The following is a 14,945-nucleotide window of genomic DNA, read 5'->3' as shown; positions in this document are numbered from 1 at the left end:
GGATCTCCTGCGGCAGGACGCACGGTGCGTCATTCGCGGGAGATCCCTCTCCTGAGCCTGTCGAAGGGGCGCTCGGGATGACAGGGCGATCTTTCGAGGACTGCGCTCCAAGGCGAGGCGCGCCATGACCGATCCCGGTTCCTGGTCATTTCCATGGGCAAGGCCCATCGGGGTCGGCGTGGGCAGTTTCCGTATTTTGCGACGTTTGCGTCACGCCCCGAAACAGGGCGAAATCTGCAAGTTATTGATTCTACTTTACTTTTCCAGAACGCTATCAGCCACATGCCGCATGATCGCCGCCGCGACCGTCTCGGCATGGGCCCGCGCCACCCAATGGTCGTCGCTGTCGATCTCCAGCAGGCTGGCGCGCGGCAGCAGCCTTGCCAGGTGGCGGCCGACGGCCAGCGGACTGATGGCATCGCGCGTCGCCCAGACCAGCAGGGTGGGGATGTCGAGCGTGGCCAGGGCCGGCGACAGGTCCGGGCCCGGCGCGTAGACCCAGGAAGGCGCCTGCGGGTAGGTGACGCGATAGTCGGGCCGCCAGTCAGCGGCACCGAACGATGTCAGGTCGATGCCGCCCGAGGTCGCCGTCAGCACCAGCGCCGGCACGCGGTCGGGCCGCTGCAGCGCGGCGCGCATCGCCACGACGCCGCCCATCGACTGGGCGACCAGCACGGCCGGCGTATCGAGCCGGCCGGCGATCGCGGCCACGAGATCGTCGAACGATCGCATATCGGGCGCCGGCGGTACCGGCCCCATGCCGGGCCAGTCGATCAGCGTGCAATCCCAGCCGGCCGGCAGCCGCGCCGCGACCGGTTCCCAGAAGCTGCCCTGGCCGCTGACGCCGGGCAGGAAGAGCAGGCGCATGGTCATGCCGCGACTCCAGCGCTCATCTCCCGACACATCTTTTCCTCCCCAGCTTTGCTGGGGAGGTGCCCCGAAGGGGCGGAGGGGAGCCGACGTGGTCCATGTAACTGAGACCACGTCAGCTCCCCCTCCGGCCTTCGGCCACCTCCCCCACCTGCGGTGGGGGAGGAAAGGATGTGTCCGCTCCACAGCACCTGCTTGGCCGCTGCCGTCACGGCGCCCCTCCATCGGTCGTGCGGTGCATCGTCACCACCACGGCGTCGGGCTCGGCCTGCGCCAGCTTTTCGGCCACCAGGCGGCTGGCGGCCTCGAAGCGGGCCACCCAGACGGCCAGCGGCTGCGGCGCGACCGGCCGGGCGCGCTCGCGCTGCCAGTAGAGCGCCAGCGACAGGGGCACATAGGTCGGCTGCGGCGGCGTCTCATCCGAGGCCAGGCGCGCCAGCGACCACGAGGGCCGGGTCAGCCGCACGGAGTCCGTGCGCAGCTCGTATTGCCGCGCGCAATGGGCGGCGGGCGACGTGACGAGGTACTCGCGGCACAGCAGCGGCCGCTCGGGGTAGATGGAGCAGCTTTCGTCCTCCAGGAACGGGCAGGCGACGCCGAGCCGGAAATACCCGGCGGCCACGCGCAGCTGCTCCTCGGCGGGCGCGTCGACATCGGCATCGAGCAGGCTGTCGAGCGGCTGCCAGGCTGCGATCCGGCGCTCGGCCTCGGCGAAGCGGGCCTCGATCTCGGCGCGCCGGGCTGGCGGCAGGCGCTCGACCAGATCGGCGATGGCCTGTGCTTCGACATCCGCGATCGGCACGAGCTGTCGGCAGCAGGCACCGCAGCCGGCGGCGCAGGAGACCTGCCGGCCCTGGGCCTCGGCCTCGGCCACGGCTGCGCCGACGACCTCGGCGACCAGCGCCCGCAGCGCCGGCAGGAGCGCCTGCGGCGATGCCGGTGCTGCGGCGTCGGGACGATCTTTCGACATGGCTGGCTCCCCGCGCGGCCCCAGGCCGCGATGCGGCCTCAAGGCAACGCGCTTCGGTGCCGGCGGTCAAGCCGCGCGCGATGGTGCCGCCGCCGCCACGACGGCCAGCGCCTCGCGCAGCAGCTCGACCATGCGGTCGATCTCGGCCGTGGTGACGGTGAGCGCCGGCATGAAGCGCAGCAGGTGCGGCCGCGGCGCATTGAGCAGCAGGCCCACCGGCTGCAGCTGCCGGGCCGCCTCGACAATGGCCGGCGCGTCGCTGCTGCGCAGCATCAGGGCGCGCAGCAGGCCCAGCCCGCGCTCGCCGTGCATGCCGGTCTCGGCGGCCAGCGCCGCCAGCCGCCGCGACAGGTGCTTGCCGGTGGCGCGCACCTGGTCGAGGAAGCCGGGCGCCAGCAGCGTCTGCATCACCGTGACCCCGACCGCGGCCATCAGCGGGTTGCCGTTGAACGTGCCGCCCTGGTCGCCATGCGCGAAGCACGAGACGGTCTCCTTGGCCAGCAGTGCCGCCAGCGGCACGCCGCCGCCGATGCCCTTGCCCAGGGTCATGATGTCGGGCTCGACGCCGAAATGCTGGTAGGCGAACAGCGCACCGCTGCGGCCCATGCCGGTCTGGATCTCGTCGAAGATCAGCAGCAGGCCGCGCTTGCGCGTGAGCGTCCGCAGCTCGCGCAGGAAGCCGGGGGTGGCCGGCACGACGCCGGCCTCGCCCTGCACCGGCTCCAGCATCACCGCCACGGTGTTGCCGTCGATCAGCGCCTCGACCGAGGCGATGTCGTTGAGCCGCGCCTTGGCGAAGCCCGGCACCTTGGGCTCGAACAGCGCGTCCCAGCCGGCCTTGCCCGAGGCCGACATGGTGGCCAGCGTGCGGCCGTGGAAGCCGTCGCCGAAGGTGATGATGCCGTAGGCGCCGTCCTTGCGCAGCGCGCCCCATTTGCGCGCCAGCTTGATGGCGCCCTCGTTGGCCTCGCCGCCGCTGTTGCAGAAGAACACGCGGTCGAAGCAGCTGTGGCGCGTCAGCAGTCCGGCCAGCTGCAGCGACGGCTCGTTGTAGAAGGCGGGGCTGGGGGTGATCAGCTTGGCGGCCTGCTCGGCAAGCGTGTGCGCGATCTGCGGCGGGCAGTGGCCCAGCGTGTTGACCGCCCAGCCCTGCACGAAGTCGAGATGCCGACGCCCGCGGTGATCGGTGAGCCAGCTGCCGTCACCGCGCACGAACACGGCGTCAGGGCGGGCGGTGATGTCCATCAAGCTCTGCGTCGGATCGTGCGCGACAATGCTCATGGCATGTCCTTTCAGGCGGGTGTCGGTGGCGGTGGCGGAAGCGATGGGCAGGGCCAAAAACGAAAAGGCCACGGGGGGTGCCCGTGGCCTTTTCGCGGTGGCGACGATGTTGCTCGGCTAGGGATCTCGATGCAACGACGCGCGCTCACGCAGCCCCGGGAGAGGTTGCATGCTGCGTCGGCGTCGGATCGTGATGGTCCTGATCATCGCGGCCGCACTCTTCGCGAAGCACAGCGGCGATGTCAATACGTTTCCTTCTCGATAAAGTCGGGCATCTTCGCGGCAATGGCGCTTCATGGTGAGCTTGTCGAACCATGAAGCGCTACGCACTGATGGCTGTGCGAGAGCCTTCATGGTTCGACAAGCTCACCATGAAGGCTCTGCCGCTGAATCTCGCTCTTCCCCGGACGGCCCGGCGCCTGCGCGGGGAGAAGGGATGTGCCGTGATCGGCGCTGCCCGCGCCGGATCAGCTCTTCCCACCATCCTCCGACAGGGAGCGCACGGCGTAGCCGTAGTTCTTCACGTTCTCCAGCCGGTGCAGGAAGCGGTTCATCCAGACCCGCGCCGGATGCAGCGGCGCGTCCGTCGCGGGATGCGCCGCGGCCCAGCTCAGGGCGCGCGACAGCGGCACGGTCTCGGCGGTGCGCGCGCCCGACGGCGTCTCCAGATGCCGCAGCGCCAGATGCGTGAAGGCGCTGGGCACCAGCTCGATGCTGGTCGTCGGGTCGCCGTAGCGCGAGCAGTTCTCGGCCGGCGTGGTCACCAGGTACTCGCGGCAGACCAGCGGCCGCTCCTCGTAGATCGAGCAGCTTCCCGCCTCGAGGAAGGGGCAGGGTATGCCGAGCTTGAAGTAGTCGTGCGGGATGTGGCGGTCGCGCGCGCTGGAATGCGTGACCCAGCGGTCGTAGTCGGCGGCGAGGTCGGATTCGGCGATGCGCCGCTCGGTCTCGGCGAAGCGGCCGCGGATCTCGCTGCGCCGCGGCTCGGGTATGGCCTCGACCAGGGCCGCCAGGCGCCGCGCCTCGACGGTCGAGATCGGCACGCTCTGGCTGCAGCAGGCGCCGCAGCCGGCGCGGCACGAGACCGATTTGCCGGCGGCGACGACCTGCTCGACCGCGTTGGCGACCAGGGCATTGGTGTAGGCGCGGAAGCTGGGCAGCATCGCCTCGGCCGACACCGCGCCCGGCGGCATGGGGATGTCGAACCCGGGACCGGTGTCGTCTTCCGCCGGCTTGGGGCCGCGGCCGCCGAAGGGGACCAGGGCGGGCACCTCGGGAATGCGTCGCCCCGTCACCGCGGCCGCCGCCTGCGACTCGCCCAGGCGCAGGGCGAAGCGCTCGAGCCAGCGCCGCGCCGGCAGGCGGGGCGACGCGTCGGGATGGCCCGCGACCCAGGCCAGCGCACGGAAGATGTCGATCCGGTCGTAGTGCCGCGGCGCGTCGTCGGCCAGCTCGAGCTGCGCCGCCGCGGTCGCGACCATGGCCACGGGCAGCCGCCGCAGATGGCGCGCGTCGTCGTCGTCCTTGAAGGCGCAATGCCTGGGATCGGACGTCACCAGGTACTCGCGGCACACCAGCGGCCGCTCCTCGTAGATGGCGCAGCGGCCATCCTCCTCCAGCAGCGGGCAGGCCAGGCCCAGCGCCATGAACGCCGGCTCCAGGTCGGGCTTGCTCTCGGCGGTGGCCAGCAGATGGTCGAGCTCGCCGACGCGGTCCCAGCCGGATATGACCTGCCCGGCCGCGGCGAAGCGCCGGCGCGCGGCCGCCTGGCGTGGCTCGGGCAGCCGGGCGACGACATCGGCCAGCCGATGCGCCTCCGCCACGCTCACCGTCACGAGATGATGGCAGCAGGCGTTGCAGCCGGCGCGGCACGAGACGCGATCGCCGATGGCCTCGACCTCGGCGACCGCCGCCCGCACGCCTTCATCGGCCAGCGCCTGGATGACCGGCAGCATCGCCGATGCGGCGACGTCACCGGCCGGCAGGCGCACGCCCGCGACGACGTCGCTGTCGGCGGTCGGCCTGACGGGCGGTGGTGGCGGCTCGCTGCTGGCCGGCAATTCGCCGAGCCGGCTGAGGAAGTACTGCACCCAGTCGGTGCCCTTGTGCAGGGGCAGGGTGTCGGGATGGGCATCGGCCCAGTCCAGGGCCACCGACAGGGCCATGGTCGAATCGCCCTTGGCGGTGGCGCCGATCGGGTGCAGCAGCAGCGACAGCTTGGGGATCGCCACCCGCTCGATGCCGCCGGCATGCGGCCGCGCGCAGCGCTCGGCCGGCGAGGTCACCAGGTACTCGCGGCATATCAGCGGCCGGTCGGCGTGGATGGAGCAGCTCTCGTCCTCGAGGAAGGGGCAGGCCAGGCCGAGGTCGAAATAGGCGGCGTCCAGGCGCTGCAGGTCGGGCACCGACATCTGGCCCAGATGCATGGCCGCGTCGTGCAGGCCGGCGGCCTGCAGGCGCTCGCGGGCGGCGCCGAAGCGTGCCTTGACCGCAGCGCGCCGCGGCTCGGGCATGGCCTCGACCAGGTCGCGGATGAAGTAGGCCTCGGGGACCGAGATCGGCACCGGCTGGCGGCAGCAGGCGCCGCACCCTGCCTTGCAGGAGACGCTGTAGCCGGTATCGGCCAGCTCCTGCTCCGAGGCCGTGACCACGGCGTTCACCAGGTTCTGCAGCGCCGGCAGCACGGCCTGTGGCTTGACCGGTCCGGTGGCCACCGTGATGCGCCCCTGGACCGTCAGGTTGCCCACGCGCAGGCGCAGATTGGCGCTGGCGACCTGCGGCGCGTCAGGTGGGGCCATGCCGGACGATGTCATGCACGGTCTCCGGGCGGTGTTGCATTGAGCCGGTGGTTCCGCGCCAGGTTCTCCAGGATCAGGGAGAAGCGGCGCAGCCATTCGAGGCCCTTGCGCCGCTGCTCCTCGCCGGCCCGGTGCTTGACCCAGTGCAGGGCCAGGGTCAGCGGCATCACGGTCGCCTTCGGCGTCGGCTCCTCCGAGGTCAGGTACCACAGGGCATGGGCGACGAACTTGCGCCGCACGCCCTTGACCTGGTGGCGGGCATCATGGCTGGCGCAATGCTCGGCCGGCGACGTCACGAAGTATTCGCGGCACACCAGCGGGCGGTCGGGGTGGATGGAGCAGCTTTCCGCCTCGAGGAACGGGCAGGGGATGCCGAGGTGGAAATACTCCGTCACCATGCGCTTGTGCTCGTCGTCGGGCAGCGGCTCGCCGCGGATCTGCTCGTCGAACGGCCGCCACTCGGCCAGGCGGGCCTCGGCGTCGGCGAAGCGCTTCTTGATCGTCGTGCGGCGCGGCTCGGGCATGCGCTCGACCAGGTCGGCCAGGGCATATGCCTCGACGCCGGAGACCGGAACGAAATACCGGCAGCAGGCGCCGCAGCCGGCCTTGCACGAGATGGTCCGGCCTTCGGCCGCCACGGTGGCGAGCGCGTTGCGCGTATGGGCCTCGACGAGCTCGTACAGGGCCGGCAGGACGGCGCGGGCCGGCACCGGCTCGGCCGGGACGCTGACCATGATGCCGGGTGCATCGTCCCCTGGCGGCGATGGTTGTGCGCTCATGTCGGGCGTCTCCCTTGCTCTCTACCCTGGCGCAACGCAACGCCGACGTCACCCTGCAAGCTTGATCCTTCGCATCCCGGCTGACAAGGATCGGATGCAGGGCCCTGGCAGGCGCGGCCGGCCGGCACCATGTGGACACCGGATGGGCCGGCGCGGTAAGAACCCTGACTTTCCAATAGGATCGGTCGCGCGGAGGTTCGCGCCTGCCGGCCTCTGGCGCAGATAGACAAGGCAATGGCGACAACGAGCGATATCCGGCGGACGTTTCTGGAGTTCTTCGGCGACAACCAGCACAAGGTGGTGCCGTCGAGCCCGCTCGTGCCGCGCAACGACCCGACGTTGATGTTCACCAACGCCGGCATGGTCCAGTTCAAGAACGTCTTCACCGGCCTGGAGAAGCGCCCCTACAGCACGGCGGCCACGTCGCAGAAATGCGTGCGCGCCGGCGGCAAGCACAACGACCTGGAGAATGTCGGCTACACCGCGCGGCACCACACCTTCTTCGAGATGCTGGGCAATTTCTCGTTCGGCGACTACTTCAAGGAACGCGCCATCGAGCTGGCCTGGAACCTGATCACCCGCGAGTACGGGATTCCCAGGGAGCGCCTGCTGGTCACCGTCTTCCATACCGACGACGACGCGGCCGGCTACTGGAAGAAGATCGCCGGCCTGCCCGACTCCAGGATCATCCGCATCCCGACCTCGGACAATTTCTGGGCGATGGGCGACACCGGCCCGTGCGGCCCGTGCTCGGAGATCTTCTACGATCACGGCGAGGACATCCCCGGCGGCCCGCCGGGCTCGGCCGATGCCGACGGCGATCGCTTCATCGAGATCTGGAACCTGGTGTTCATGCAGTTCGAGCAGGTCACGAAGGATCAACGCCTGGACCTGCCGCGGCCTTCCATCGACACCGGCATGGGCCTGGAGCGCCTCGCGGCGGTGCTGCAGGGCAAGCACAACAACTACGACATCGACCTGATGCGGGCCCTGATCGAGGCCTCCGCGCATGCCACCGGCGTCGCCCCCGACGGGCCGCAGGCGCCCTCGCACCGGGTGATCGCCGACCATCTGCGCGCCAGCTCGTTCCTGATCGCCGACGGCGTGCTGCCGTCCAACGAGGGCCGCGGCTACGTGCTGCGCCGGATCATGCGCCGCGCCATGCGGCACGCCCATATGCTGGGGGCCAGGGAGCCGCTGATCTACAGGCTGGTGCCGGAGCTGGTGCACCAGATGGGCGACGCCTTCCCCGAGCTGATGCGGGCCCAGCCGCTGATCACCGAGACGCTGAAGCTGGAGGAGACCCGATTCCGCGCCACGCTCGGCACCGGCCTGCGGCTCCTGGAGGAGGAGACCGCGGAGCTGGGCGCGGGCGGCACGCTGAAAGGCGACGTCGCCTTCAAGCTCTACGACACCTACGGCTTCCCGCTCGACCTGACGCAGGACGTGCTGCGGGCGCGCCGGATCGGCGTCGACCTTGGGGGCTTCGACCGCGCCATGGCCGAGCAGAAGGCCAAGGCCCGCGCCGCCTGGGCGGGCTCGGGCGAGGCCGCCAACGAGGCCATCTGGTTCGACCTGCACGAGAAGGTCGGGGCCACCGAGTTCCTCGGCTACGACGCCGACAGCGCCGAGGGCAAGGTGCTGGCGCTGCTGGCGGACGGCCACGAGGTGCCGGTGCTGAAGGCGGGCCAGAAGGGCCAGGTCATCGTCAACCAGACGCCGTTCTACGGCGAGTCGGGCGGCCAGATGGGCGACACGGGCCGCATCACGGCCGCGTCGGGCGCCTTCCAGGTGAGCGACACGCTGAAGAAGCTGGGCGACGTGCATGCCCATGTCGGCGTCGTCGAGTCGGGTGAGATCAAGGTCGGCGACGACGTCACGCTCAGCATCGACGTCGCGCGCCGCACCGCGCTGCGCGCCCACCATTCGGCGACGCACCTGCTGCACAAGGCGCTGCGCAACCGGCTGGGCGATCACGTCACGCAGAAGGGCTCGCTGGTGGCGCCTGACCGGCTGCGCTTCGACATCAGCCATCCCAAGGCGGTGACGCCCGACGAGCTGCGCCACGTCGAGGACGAGGTCAACGCCCATGTCCGCCTGAACGGGCCGGTCGAGACCCGGCTGATGACGCCCGATGAGGCGGTGAAGGCGGGCGCCATGGCGCTGTTCGGCGAGAAGTATGGCGACGAGGTGCGGGTGCTCAGCATGGGCGGCGGCAGCGACGGCGATGAGTATTCCGTCGAGCTCTGCGGCGGCACCCATGCGCGGCGCACCGGCGATATCGGCCTGTTCAAGATCGTGTCGGAAGGCGCGGTCGCGGCCGGCGTGCGCCGCATCGAGGCGGTGGCCGGCGCCGCGGCCGAAGCCTATGTGCGCGAGCAGGGCGACAAGCTCGCCGAGGCGGCGGCGGCGCTGCGCGTGCGGCCGGACGACGTGCCCGCCCGCATCACGGCGCTGGTCGACGGCCAGCGCAAGCTGGAGCGCGAGATCGCCGAGGCGCGCCGCGCGCTGGCCCTGGCCGGCGGCGGCGCGGCGCGGGCCGAGGCCGGCCCGCGCGAGATCGCCGGCATCAAGCTGATCGCGCGGCGGCTGGACGGCGTGCCGGGCAAGGACCTCAAGGGCATGGCCGACGACTTCAAGAAGCAGGTCGGCTCGGGCGTCGTGGCCCTGATCGGGGTCGAGGACGGCAAGGCTTCGGCCGTGGTCGGCGTCACCGCGGACCTGGCCGGGCGGCTGAGCGCGGTCGACCTGGTGCGTGCCGCGGTCGCCACGCTGGGCGGCAAGGGCGGTGGCGGCCGGCCCGACATGGCGCAGGGCGGCGGGCCCGACGCCGCCCAGGCCGACGCCGCGCTGACGGCGATCGAACAGGCTATCGCAGCCCGCGGGGTGAACTGATGGTGCGTGGTTGGAAAGGGCGCTTCGCTATCGTGGCGGCGCTGGCGCTGGTCGCCTGCTCGAAGCCGGACTACAGCCGCGACGGGATCTCCGACGATCAGCGCCACAAGGACGAGGCGCTGTGCCGGTCCCAGATCGAGGGGCCGCTGGCCAAGGAGCGCGGCATCGTCGCCGACCGCGAGGCGACGCTGGGCGGCACCGACCAGCGGCTGGGCCGGACCCAGCTGCCCGATCAGATGGCGGCGCGCGACGACCGCAACCGCAGCGCCACGCTGATGGACAGCTGCATGAAGGCCCGCGGCTACAGCACGCCCAATCGGTACCGGATCACGTACTGACCCTGACCGCCGGCGGGCGGCCGGCAACCTTTGCCGTGCCCAGGCCGTTCCTGGGGCATGACACGCGAGCAGAACGATCCGTCGGGTCTGCCCCAGCCGCCGCCGCCCTCCGGACCGGGCAAGCCCGGAAAGCCGCCGGCGGCGCCGCGCCGTCGCGAGGACGCGACCGAGAACCGGCCCAACACGGGCGGGCCCGTGGCGGAAGAGCGCACCCGCGACGACCCTGCCGAGCAGGCGCCGCCGCGGCGGCGGCGCTGAGCGGCGGGGTGTGCCATGGCCGGCCGCTTGCGCAGGCTCAAGTGGCGCCGCATCAAGCCGCGCCTGCCGCCGTCCCGCCTCATCGACGTTGCGGCCGAGGAGGCGCGGCTGATCGCCGCCAGCGGCGGGCTGGCGCTGCGCCATGCCGCCGAGCTGGCGCAGGAAGGCGGTGATGGGGCCGATCGGGCGCGGCGCGCGCATGAGCGCCGCCGCGACGCGGTGTCCTACATCACCGCCATCGTCACGACGGCCATGGTGCTGGCGGTGATCCTGCTGTTCGTCCTGCCCCACGGCCTGCCGTTGCCGCCGGCCTGATCAGAGTTCTCCCGCGAGCGCCGCTGCGGTGTCCTTGCCGGCCGTCACCGGCACGATCTCGAACGCGACGAGGTCGGACCACGCTGTCACCCAGCGCTGCAGCAGGGCGACGTCGTCGCATTCCATGACCTGGAAGCAGCGGCCGAGATCGGCCGACACCCAGCTGCTCACGAACGTCACGCCCTCCGGCACCATGCGGCCCTTGTCGCGGAGGCGGCGGTAGACCGCCTTGCCGTCCTGATTGCGGAAGGTCTCGATCACCATGAACAGCATCTGGCCTTCCATCTATGGTAGAGACGCGTTGCGTCGAGAAATGCTCGCTTTGCGTTCAGCCACAAGCGGCGTATGGTTGGAAGCATATCGATGGTCTGCAGGATTTCAAAAATGTTTCATACGCGATTCAGACCAAAGTACGATGTGCTCTACGGCGTGTCCGATTGGCGCGACAAGTACCTGGACAAATGGATCGCCCACAAGAAGCAGGAAGTCCAGGCAAGCGGCGGTGTCGTGACCGTCGGCATGCTGCTTCAGCTCGAAGACCTGGCGAAGAAGGCGTTGATCAACTACTACAACCAGCCGATCACCATGGTCGAGGCGAAGTTCATTACGAGCCAGACGCTCGCCCGTAAGATCCTCGCCAATGTCACGAGTGTGCCAGGCACCGGCATCTACATCGATGAACTGCTGAAGAGCCGCTATTCACCGATCTCGGTGCGGGACGACAAGTCGATCTCCCGAATGCCGAAGAACGACAACAGGGTCCCTGGCGACTACGACGCGTTTGTCGCCATGCTGAAGGATGCGCTGACCAAGCAAACCGCGCTGGACGCGGCGCTGTATCTGGCGATACGCCGCGCCTGCAAGTTCGGCATCGAGTATGTCATGGAGTACCGGGGCGGCACGATCCACTACATCATCGACGGCATCACGATGGCGGACGTCGTCGGCAAGACGGAGATGCCGATCAACATGGGCCTGCAGACCGGCGTGCCGATCACGACCTCTGAGCTGCGCTTCATCTTCCGCAACTGGCATTGGTTCAGGGAGAAGGTCGACGACGGCCTCGTCTTCTGGTTCAAGGACACGCCGACGACCGCGCCGTGGATCACCGATCCCAAGCTCTGGATCCCGTACGCCGCGCAGCGCATTCGCAAATACAAGACGGCGAAGCAGGGCAGCAACGACTACGAAGCCGACAAGGTCAATGGCTTCGAAAAATACGCGCCCATCGACCCGGCGCTCGCGATCGAATATTTCGGAATGATCAAGATGACGGACAAGCTGATCCAGTCGGATTGACCCATGGTCCGTGGCTAGACCGGCGCCTGTGCCGGGCGGTAGCAGGCGATGGCGTTGTGGAACAGGGCACGCTCGGCGCGCGCCGGGCCCAGCGTGCTGGCGATCAGGTCGATGTCGCTGGGGTAGAAGGGACGGTTGGCGCGGGTCGAGGGCAGGTCGGTGCCGAACATCAGTGCCGTCTGGTCGGCATCGGCGATCGCCTGGAGGGTGGCGCGCACGGTGAGCGAGACCCGGCCGAAGCCGCTGGCCTTGACCTTGTGGCCGCGCCAGACCAGCTCGAGCAGCGACGGGTGGTGACGCCGCGGTAGAAAATGAAGCGCACAGCACGCATCCCGGCTCGGTCGAGGTAGCGGATGGTCTGATCGTCGACCGTCTCGGGAAGCTGCGTGACGCCGACATAGCAGGGACCGAAACGCGCCAGCGCATCGAGCAGGTAGCCCTGGTCGTAGGCATGGAACGAGGCCGAGACGATGACGCCGCCGGAGACGCCCAGCGGGCCTGCCGCGGCCCAGTAGTCGTCGACCGTATAGGCCGGCGGCAGGTAGCCCTCGTTGACCGCCAGCGGAAAGCGCGGGTCGATGATGTGGAAGTGCGCGTCAAAGAGGGACTTCGGTCGTGATAGCCTACCACACCGGGTCGATCGGCGTCGTGATCCCGTGCACCGCCTCGACGATCTCGGCGGCGTCGAGCGCCAGGTCCTCGCGGAAGCGCTGGGCGATGATCTGGACCCCCAGCGGCAGGCCTTGCGGTGCGTCGGGCACGGCGGTGGTGCCGACCGGCACCGCCACCGACGGCAGCCCAAGCATGTTGACCAGGGTCATCAGCGCCTGGGCGTCGAGCACGTGGCGGAAGGTCTGCACGTCCTTGCAGTCGAAGCCGACCTCGAAGGGCAGGTCGCCCGAGTTGGGGCCGATGATCAGCGCGTAGGTCTCCATGAAGGCGGCCCAGGCGCGACGGTGCGTCAGCACCTCGGCCAGCGCCTGCATGTATTCCTTGAGCGACAGGTCGGGCTGCAGCTCCAGCCACAGCCCGGCGCTCTTTCGCGCCTGCGCGTCGCCCAGCTTCTCGATGCTCTCATAGGTGAGGTGCCGGGTCTCGGTGAACACCAGCTTGCGCCACACCTGGCACGCCGCCTCGAATGCCGGCGGCTCGACCTCCTCGACGGCGTAGCCGTTGTCGGCCAGGGCCTTGCCGGCCTTGCGCACCGCCTCGGCGACCGCCGGATGGGTGTACTGGCCCTTGGGCTGCACGCACAGCGCGACGCGCACCGGCGCCGCCGGCGGCGCGCCCTCCAGGGGGGCGGGCACCCAGATCGGATCGCGCGCATCGCGGCCCGACATCGCCGCCAGGCCGACGCGCACGTCGCGCACCTTGCGCGCCAGCGGGCCGTTCACGGCCATCAGCTGGTTGGTCGGCGAGCGCTCGACCGATGCCGTGCGGTTGAAGGCCGGGACCCGGCCCATGGTGGGGCGGATGCCGGCCAGGCCGCAGGTATAGGCCGGGTAGCGGATCGAGCCGCCGTAGTCGTTGCCATGCGCCAGCGGCGCGATGCCGACGGCCAGGGCGGCGCTGGCGCCGCCCGAGGAGCCGCCCGACGTGCGCGACCGGCTCCACGGGTTGAGCGTCGGGCCGTGCACGTCGTTGTCGGTGTGCCAGCGCAGCGAGAAGGCCGGTGTGTTGGTGCGGCCCACGATCACCGCCCCGGCCTTCTTCCAGTTGGCCACCGGCGGGCTGTCCTCGGTGGCGGTCAGGTCCTTGTAGGCGACGACGCCGTTGATGGTGGGCAGGCCCAGCTGGTCGACATTCTCCTTGATGGTGACGGGCACGCCGTGCAGCGGCCCCAGGCGCTCGCCGCGGCGCACGGCCTCGTCGGCGGCGCGCGCTGCCGCCAGCGCCTCGTCCGACAGGTCGCGCACGACGGCGTTGACCTTGGGGTTGACCGCATGCATGCGCTCGATCACCGCCACGGTCGCATCGAGGCTCGAGACCTTGCGGCTGCGGATCGCTGCCGCGAGGTCGACGGCGTCCCATTGCCAGAGTTCGGAAGTGGTCATCCTGGAAGTTTCCTCTCGTGGTTCGGATCGGTTGGGGGCGAGCTTATCCTGCCCCCGCCGGGCTCGCGACCGTCGCGATGCGCGGCGCTACGCCGCCGGCGCCGGCGCGTCGTCGGAGATGGCCTTGAGCTCGAGCAGCGCGTTGCGCACGATCTCCAGCGCCGGCTCGTTGGGCTTGCTGCGGTGCTCGATCAGCGCCAGCGTGCAGGCGGTGGGCGGATCGAGCGGCCGCACGACCACGCCGGGGATGGGGTCGGCGACGGCGACGTCCGGCACGATCGATATGCCGAGGTCGAGCTCGACCACCTTCTTCATGGCCTCGATCGTGCCCATCAGCATGGGCGTGCGCGGCAGCGGCAGCTGCTTGGCCAGCCACCGCATCACCAGGGCGTGCACGGCGCCCCGGCCGTGCTCGAGGACCAGCGAATGCTGGGCGGCGTACTCGGGCGTGACCACGTCGGGGATGTCGGGCGTGCTGGCCGGCAGGATCGCCATCAGCATCTCCAGGCGCAGCGGCGTGATCCGAAGATGCGTGTCGTCGACCGGCAGGGTCACCAGCCCGAGATCCATCCGGTTCTGGATGATGTTCTCCAGCGTGTCGCGGGTTGGCATGTTGGTGACCAGCAGCTCGATGCCGGGATGCTCCTGGCGCAGCCGCCGCAGGATCGGCGGCAGCTGGTAGGTCAGCGCCGTGTTGGTGGTGCCGACATGCACCCTGCCGACCCAGCCGTCGCGGTAGCGGCGCATGGCCGAGGCGGCGAAATCGCACTCTCGGAAGATCCGATGGGCATGCTCGACCAGCTCGCGGCCTGGCGTGGTCGCATGCACCGTCTTGCCCATGCGCTCGATCAGCGACACGCCGAAGCGCTGCTCCAGCTCGCGGATCTGCAGGCTGACCGCCGGCTGCGTCAGGTTGAGCTGGCGCGCCGCGGCCGAGAAGCTGCCTTGCTCGATTACTTCGATGAGCGTCCGCAGCTGGTCGAGGTTCAGACTGCGCATCTCAAAGAAATCCTTATCGCAACGATCAGCAGAAAAAATGTGCCTCATGCCCTTCGATGGCGCAACGACTGCGCGGCCGGTCAGCCTCG

At 70.1% G+C, this 14,945-nt stretch carries 14 protein-coding genes and 1 pseudogene; 5 read left to right on the top strand and 10 right to left on the bottom strand.

Annotation, left to right across the window (positions count from 1 at the left end):
• Positions 1 to 255: 255 nt before the first annotated feature.
• The 5 genes from FHP25_RS01280 to FHP25_RS01260 form a co-directional block, all read right to left on the bottom strand.
• The gene (locus FHP25_RS01280; protein ID WP_147845061.1) at positions 256 to 873 is read right to left on the bottom strand and encodes an alpha/beta fold hydrolase; all 618 of its coding nucleotides are present in this window, start codon (positions 871 to 873) and stop codon (positions 256 to 258) included.
• A gap of 205 nt (positions 874 to 1,078) precedes the next feature.
• Complete coding sequence (locus FHP25_RS01275; protein ID WP_147845060.1) at positions 1,079 to 1,840, bottom strand: YkgJ family cysteine cluster protein; 762 nt, start codon at positions 1,838 to 1,840, stop codon at positions 1,079 to 1,081.
• A 66-nt stretch (positions 1,841 to 1,906) separates the two neighbouring features.
• On the bottom strand, positions 1,907 to 3,121 hold the full coding sequence (locus FHP25_RS01270; RefSeq protein ID WP_147845059.1) for an acetylornithine transaminase: 1,215 nt from the start codon (positions 3,119 to 3,121) through the stop codon (positions 1,907 to 1,909).
• Positions 3,122 to 3,588: 467 nt separating this feature from the next.
• The gene (locus FHP25_RS01265; protein ID WP_178133199.1) at positions 3,589 to 5,934 is read right to left on the bottom strand and encodes a YkgJ family cysteine cluster protein; all 2,346 of its coding nucleotides are present in this window, start codon (positions 5,932 to 5,934) and stop codon (positions 3,589 to 3,591) included.
• Positions 5,931 to 6,698, bottom strand: coding sequence for a YkgJ family cysteine cluster protein (locus tag FHP25_RS01260; RefSeq protein WP_147845057.1), 768 nt, complete (start codon positions 6,696 to 6,698; stop codon positions 5,931 to 5,933). Before FHP25_RS01260 ends, FHP25_RS01265 begins: the two co-directional genes overlap by 4 nt.
• Before the next feature lie 234 nt (positions 6,699 to 6,932).
• Here FHP25_RS01260 and alaS point away from each other — a divergent pair, with 234 nt between their 5' ends.
• The 4 genes from alaS to FHP25_RS01240 are packed head-to-tail and all read left to right on the top strand — an operon-like array spanning position 6,933 to position 10,504.
• Entirely contained in the window at positions 6,933 to 9,593 is a 2,661-nt protein-coding gene (alaS, locus tag FHP25_RS01255) for an alanine--tRNA ligase (protein ID WP_147845056.1), read from the top strand.
• On the top strand, positions 9,593 to 9,931 hold the full coding sequence (locus FHP25_RS01250; RefSeq protein ID WP_147845055.1) for a hypothetical protein: 339 nt from the start codon (positions 9,593 to 9,595) through the stop codon (positions 9,929 to 9,931). Before alaS ends, FHP25_RS01250 begins: the two co-directional genes overlap by 1 nt.
• 57 nt (positions 9,932 to 9,988) lie before the next feature.
• On the top strand, positions 9,989 to 10,189 hold the full coding sequence (locus FHP25_RS01245; RefSeq protein WP_147845054.1) for a hypothetical protein: 201 nt from the start codon (positions 9,989 to 9,991) through the stop codon (positions 10,187 to 10,189).
• Positions 10,190 to 10,204: 15 nt separating this feature from the next.
• Positions 10,205 to 10,504 carry a hypothetical protein gene (locus FHP25_RS01240; RefSeq protein WP_147845053.1) on the top strand — a complete coding sequence of 100 codons (300 nt, stop codon included), beginning with the start codon at positions 10,205 to 10,207 and terminating at the stop codon, positions 10,502 to 10,504.
• Here FHP25_RS01240 and FHP25_RS01235 read toward each other — a convergent pair whose 3' ends face one another.
• Positions 10,505 to 10,777 (bottom strand): DUF3303 domain-containing protein, encoded by a 273-nt coding sequence (locus tag FHP25_RS01235; RefSeq protein WP_147845164.1) that lies wholly within the window; start codon positions 10,775 to 10,777, stop codon positions 10,505 to 10,507.
• Positions 10,778 to 10,888: 111 nt separating this feature from the next.
• Here FHP25_RS01235 and FHP25_RS01230 point away from each other — a divergent pair, with 111 nt between their 5' ends.
• Positions 10,889 to 11,803 (top strand): hypothetical protein, encoded by a 915-nt coding sequence (locus FHP25_RS01230; RefSeq protein ID WP_178133198.1) that lies wholly within the window; start codon positions 10,889 to 10,891, stop codon positions 11,801 to 11,803.
• A 14-nt stretch (positions 11,804 to 11,817) separates the two neighbouring features.
• Here the strand turns inward: FHP25_RS01230 and FHP25_RS41255 are convergent, their stop codons facing one another.
• The 4 genes and pseudogenes from FHP25_RS41255 to FHP25_RS01215 all read right to left on the bottom strand — a co-directional run bounded on the left by FHP25_RS41255 (position 11,818) and on the right by FHP25_RS01215 (position 14,856).
• Positions 11,818 to 12,021 (bottom strand): hypothetical protein, encoded by a 204-nt coding sequence (locus FHP25_RS41255; protein WP_218578130.1) that lies wholly within the window; start codon positions 12,019 to 12,021, stop codon positions 11,818 to 11,820.
• A pseudogene (locus tag FHP25_RS42550) lies at positions 11,973 to 12,389 on the bottom strand (amidohydrolase family protein); the annotation flags it as partial. The pseudogene FHP25_RS42550 and the gene FHP25_RS41255, both read right to left, overlap by 49 nt.
• A gap of 37 nt (positions 12,390 to 12,426) precedes the next feature.
• The gene (locus FHP25_RS01220; protein ID WP_147845051.1) at positions 12,427 to 13,857 is read right to left on the bottom strand and encodes an amidase; all 1,431 of its coding nucleotides are present in this window, start codon (positions 13,855 to 13,857) and stop codon (positions 12,427 to 12,429) included.
• A gap of 87 nt (positions 13,858 to 13,944) precedes the next feature.
• A complete protein-coding gene (locus tag FHP25_RS01215) occupies positions 13,945 to 14,856 on the bottom strand; it encodes a LysR family transcriptional regulator (protein ID WP_147845050.1) in 912 nt (303 codons plus the stop codon).
• Between the last annotated feature and the right edge of the window lie 89 nt (positions 14,857 to 14,945).

The organism is Vineibacter terrae (assembly GCF_008039615.1).
Taxonomy (GTDB): domain Bacteria; phylum Pseudomonadota; class Alphaproteobacteria; order Reyranellales; family Reyranellaceae; genus Vineibacter; species Vineibacter terrae.
The sequence above is the reverse complement of the archived record's forward strand: the minus strand, read 5'-3'. Positions and strand labels throughout refer to the sequence as shown.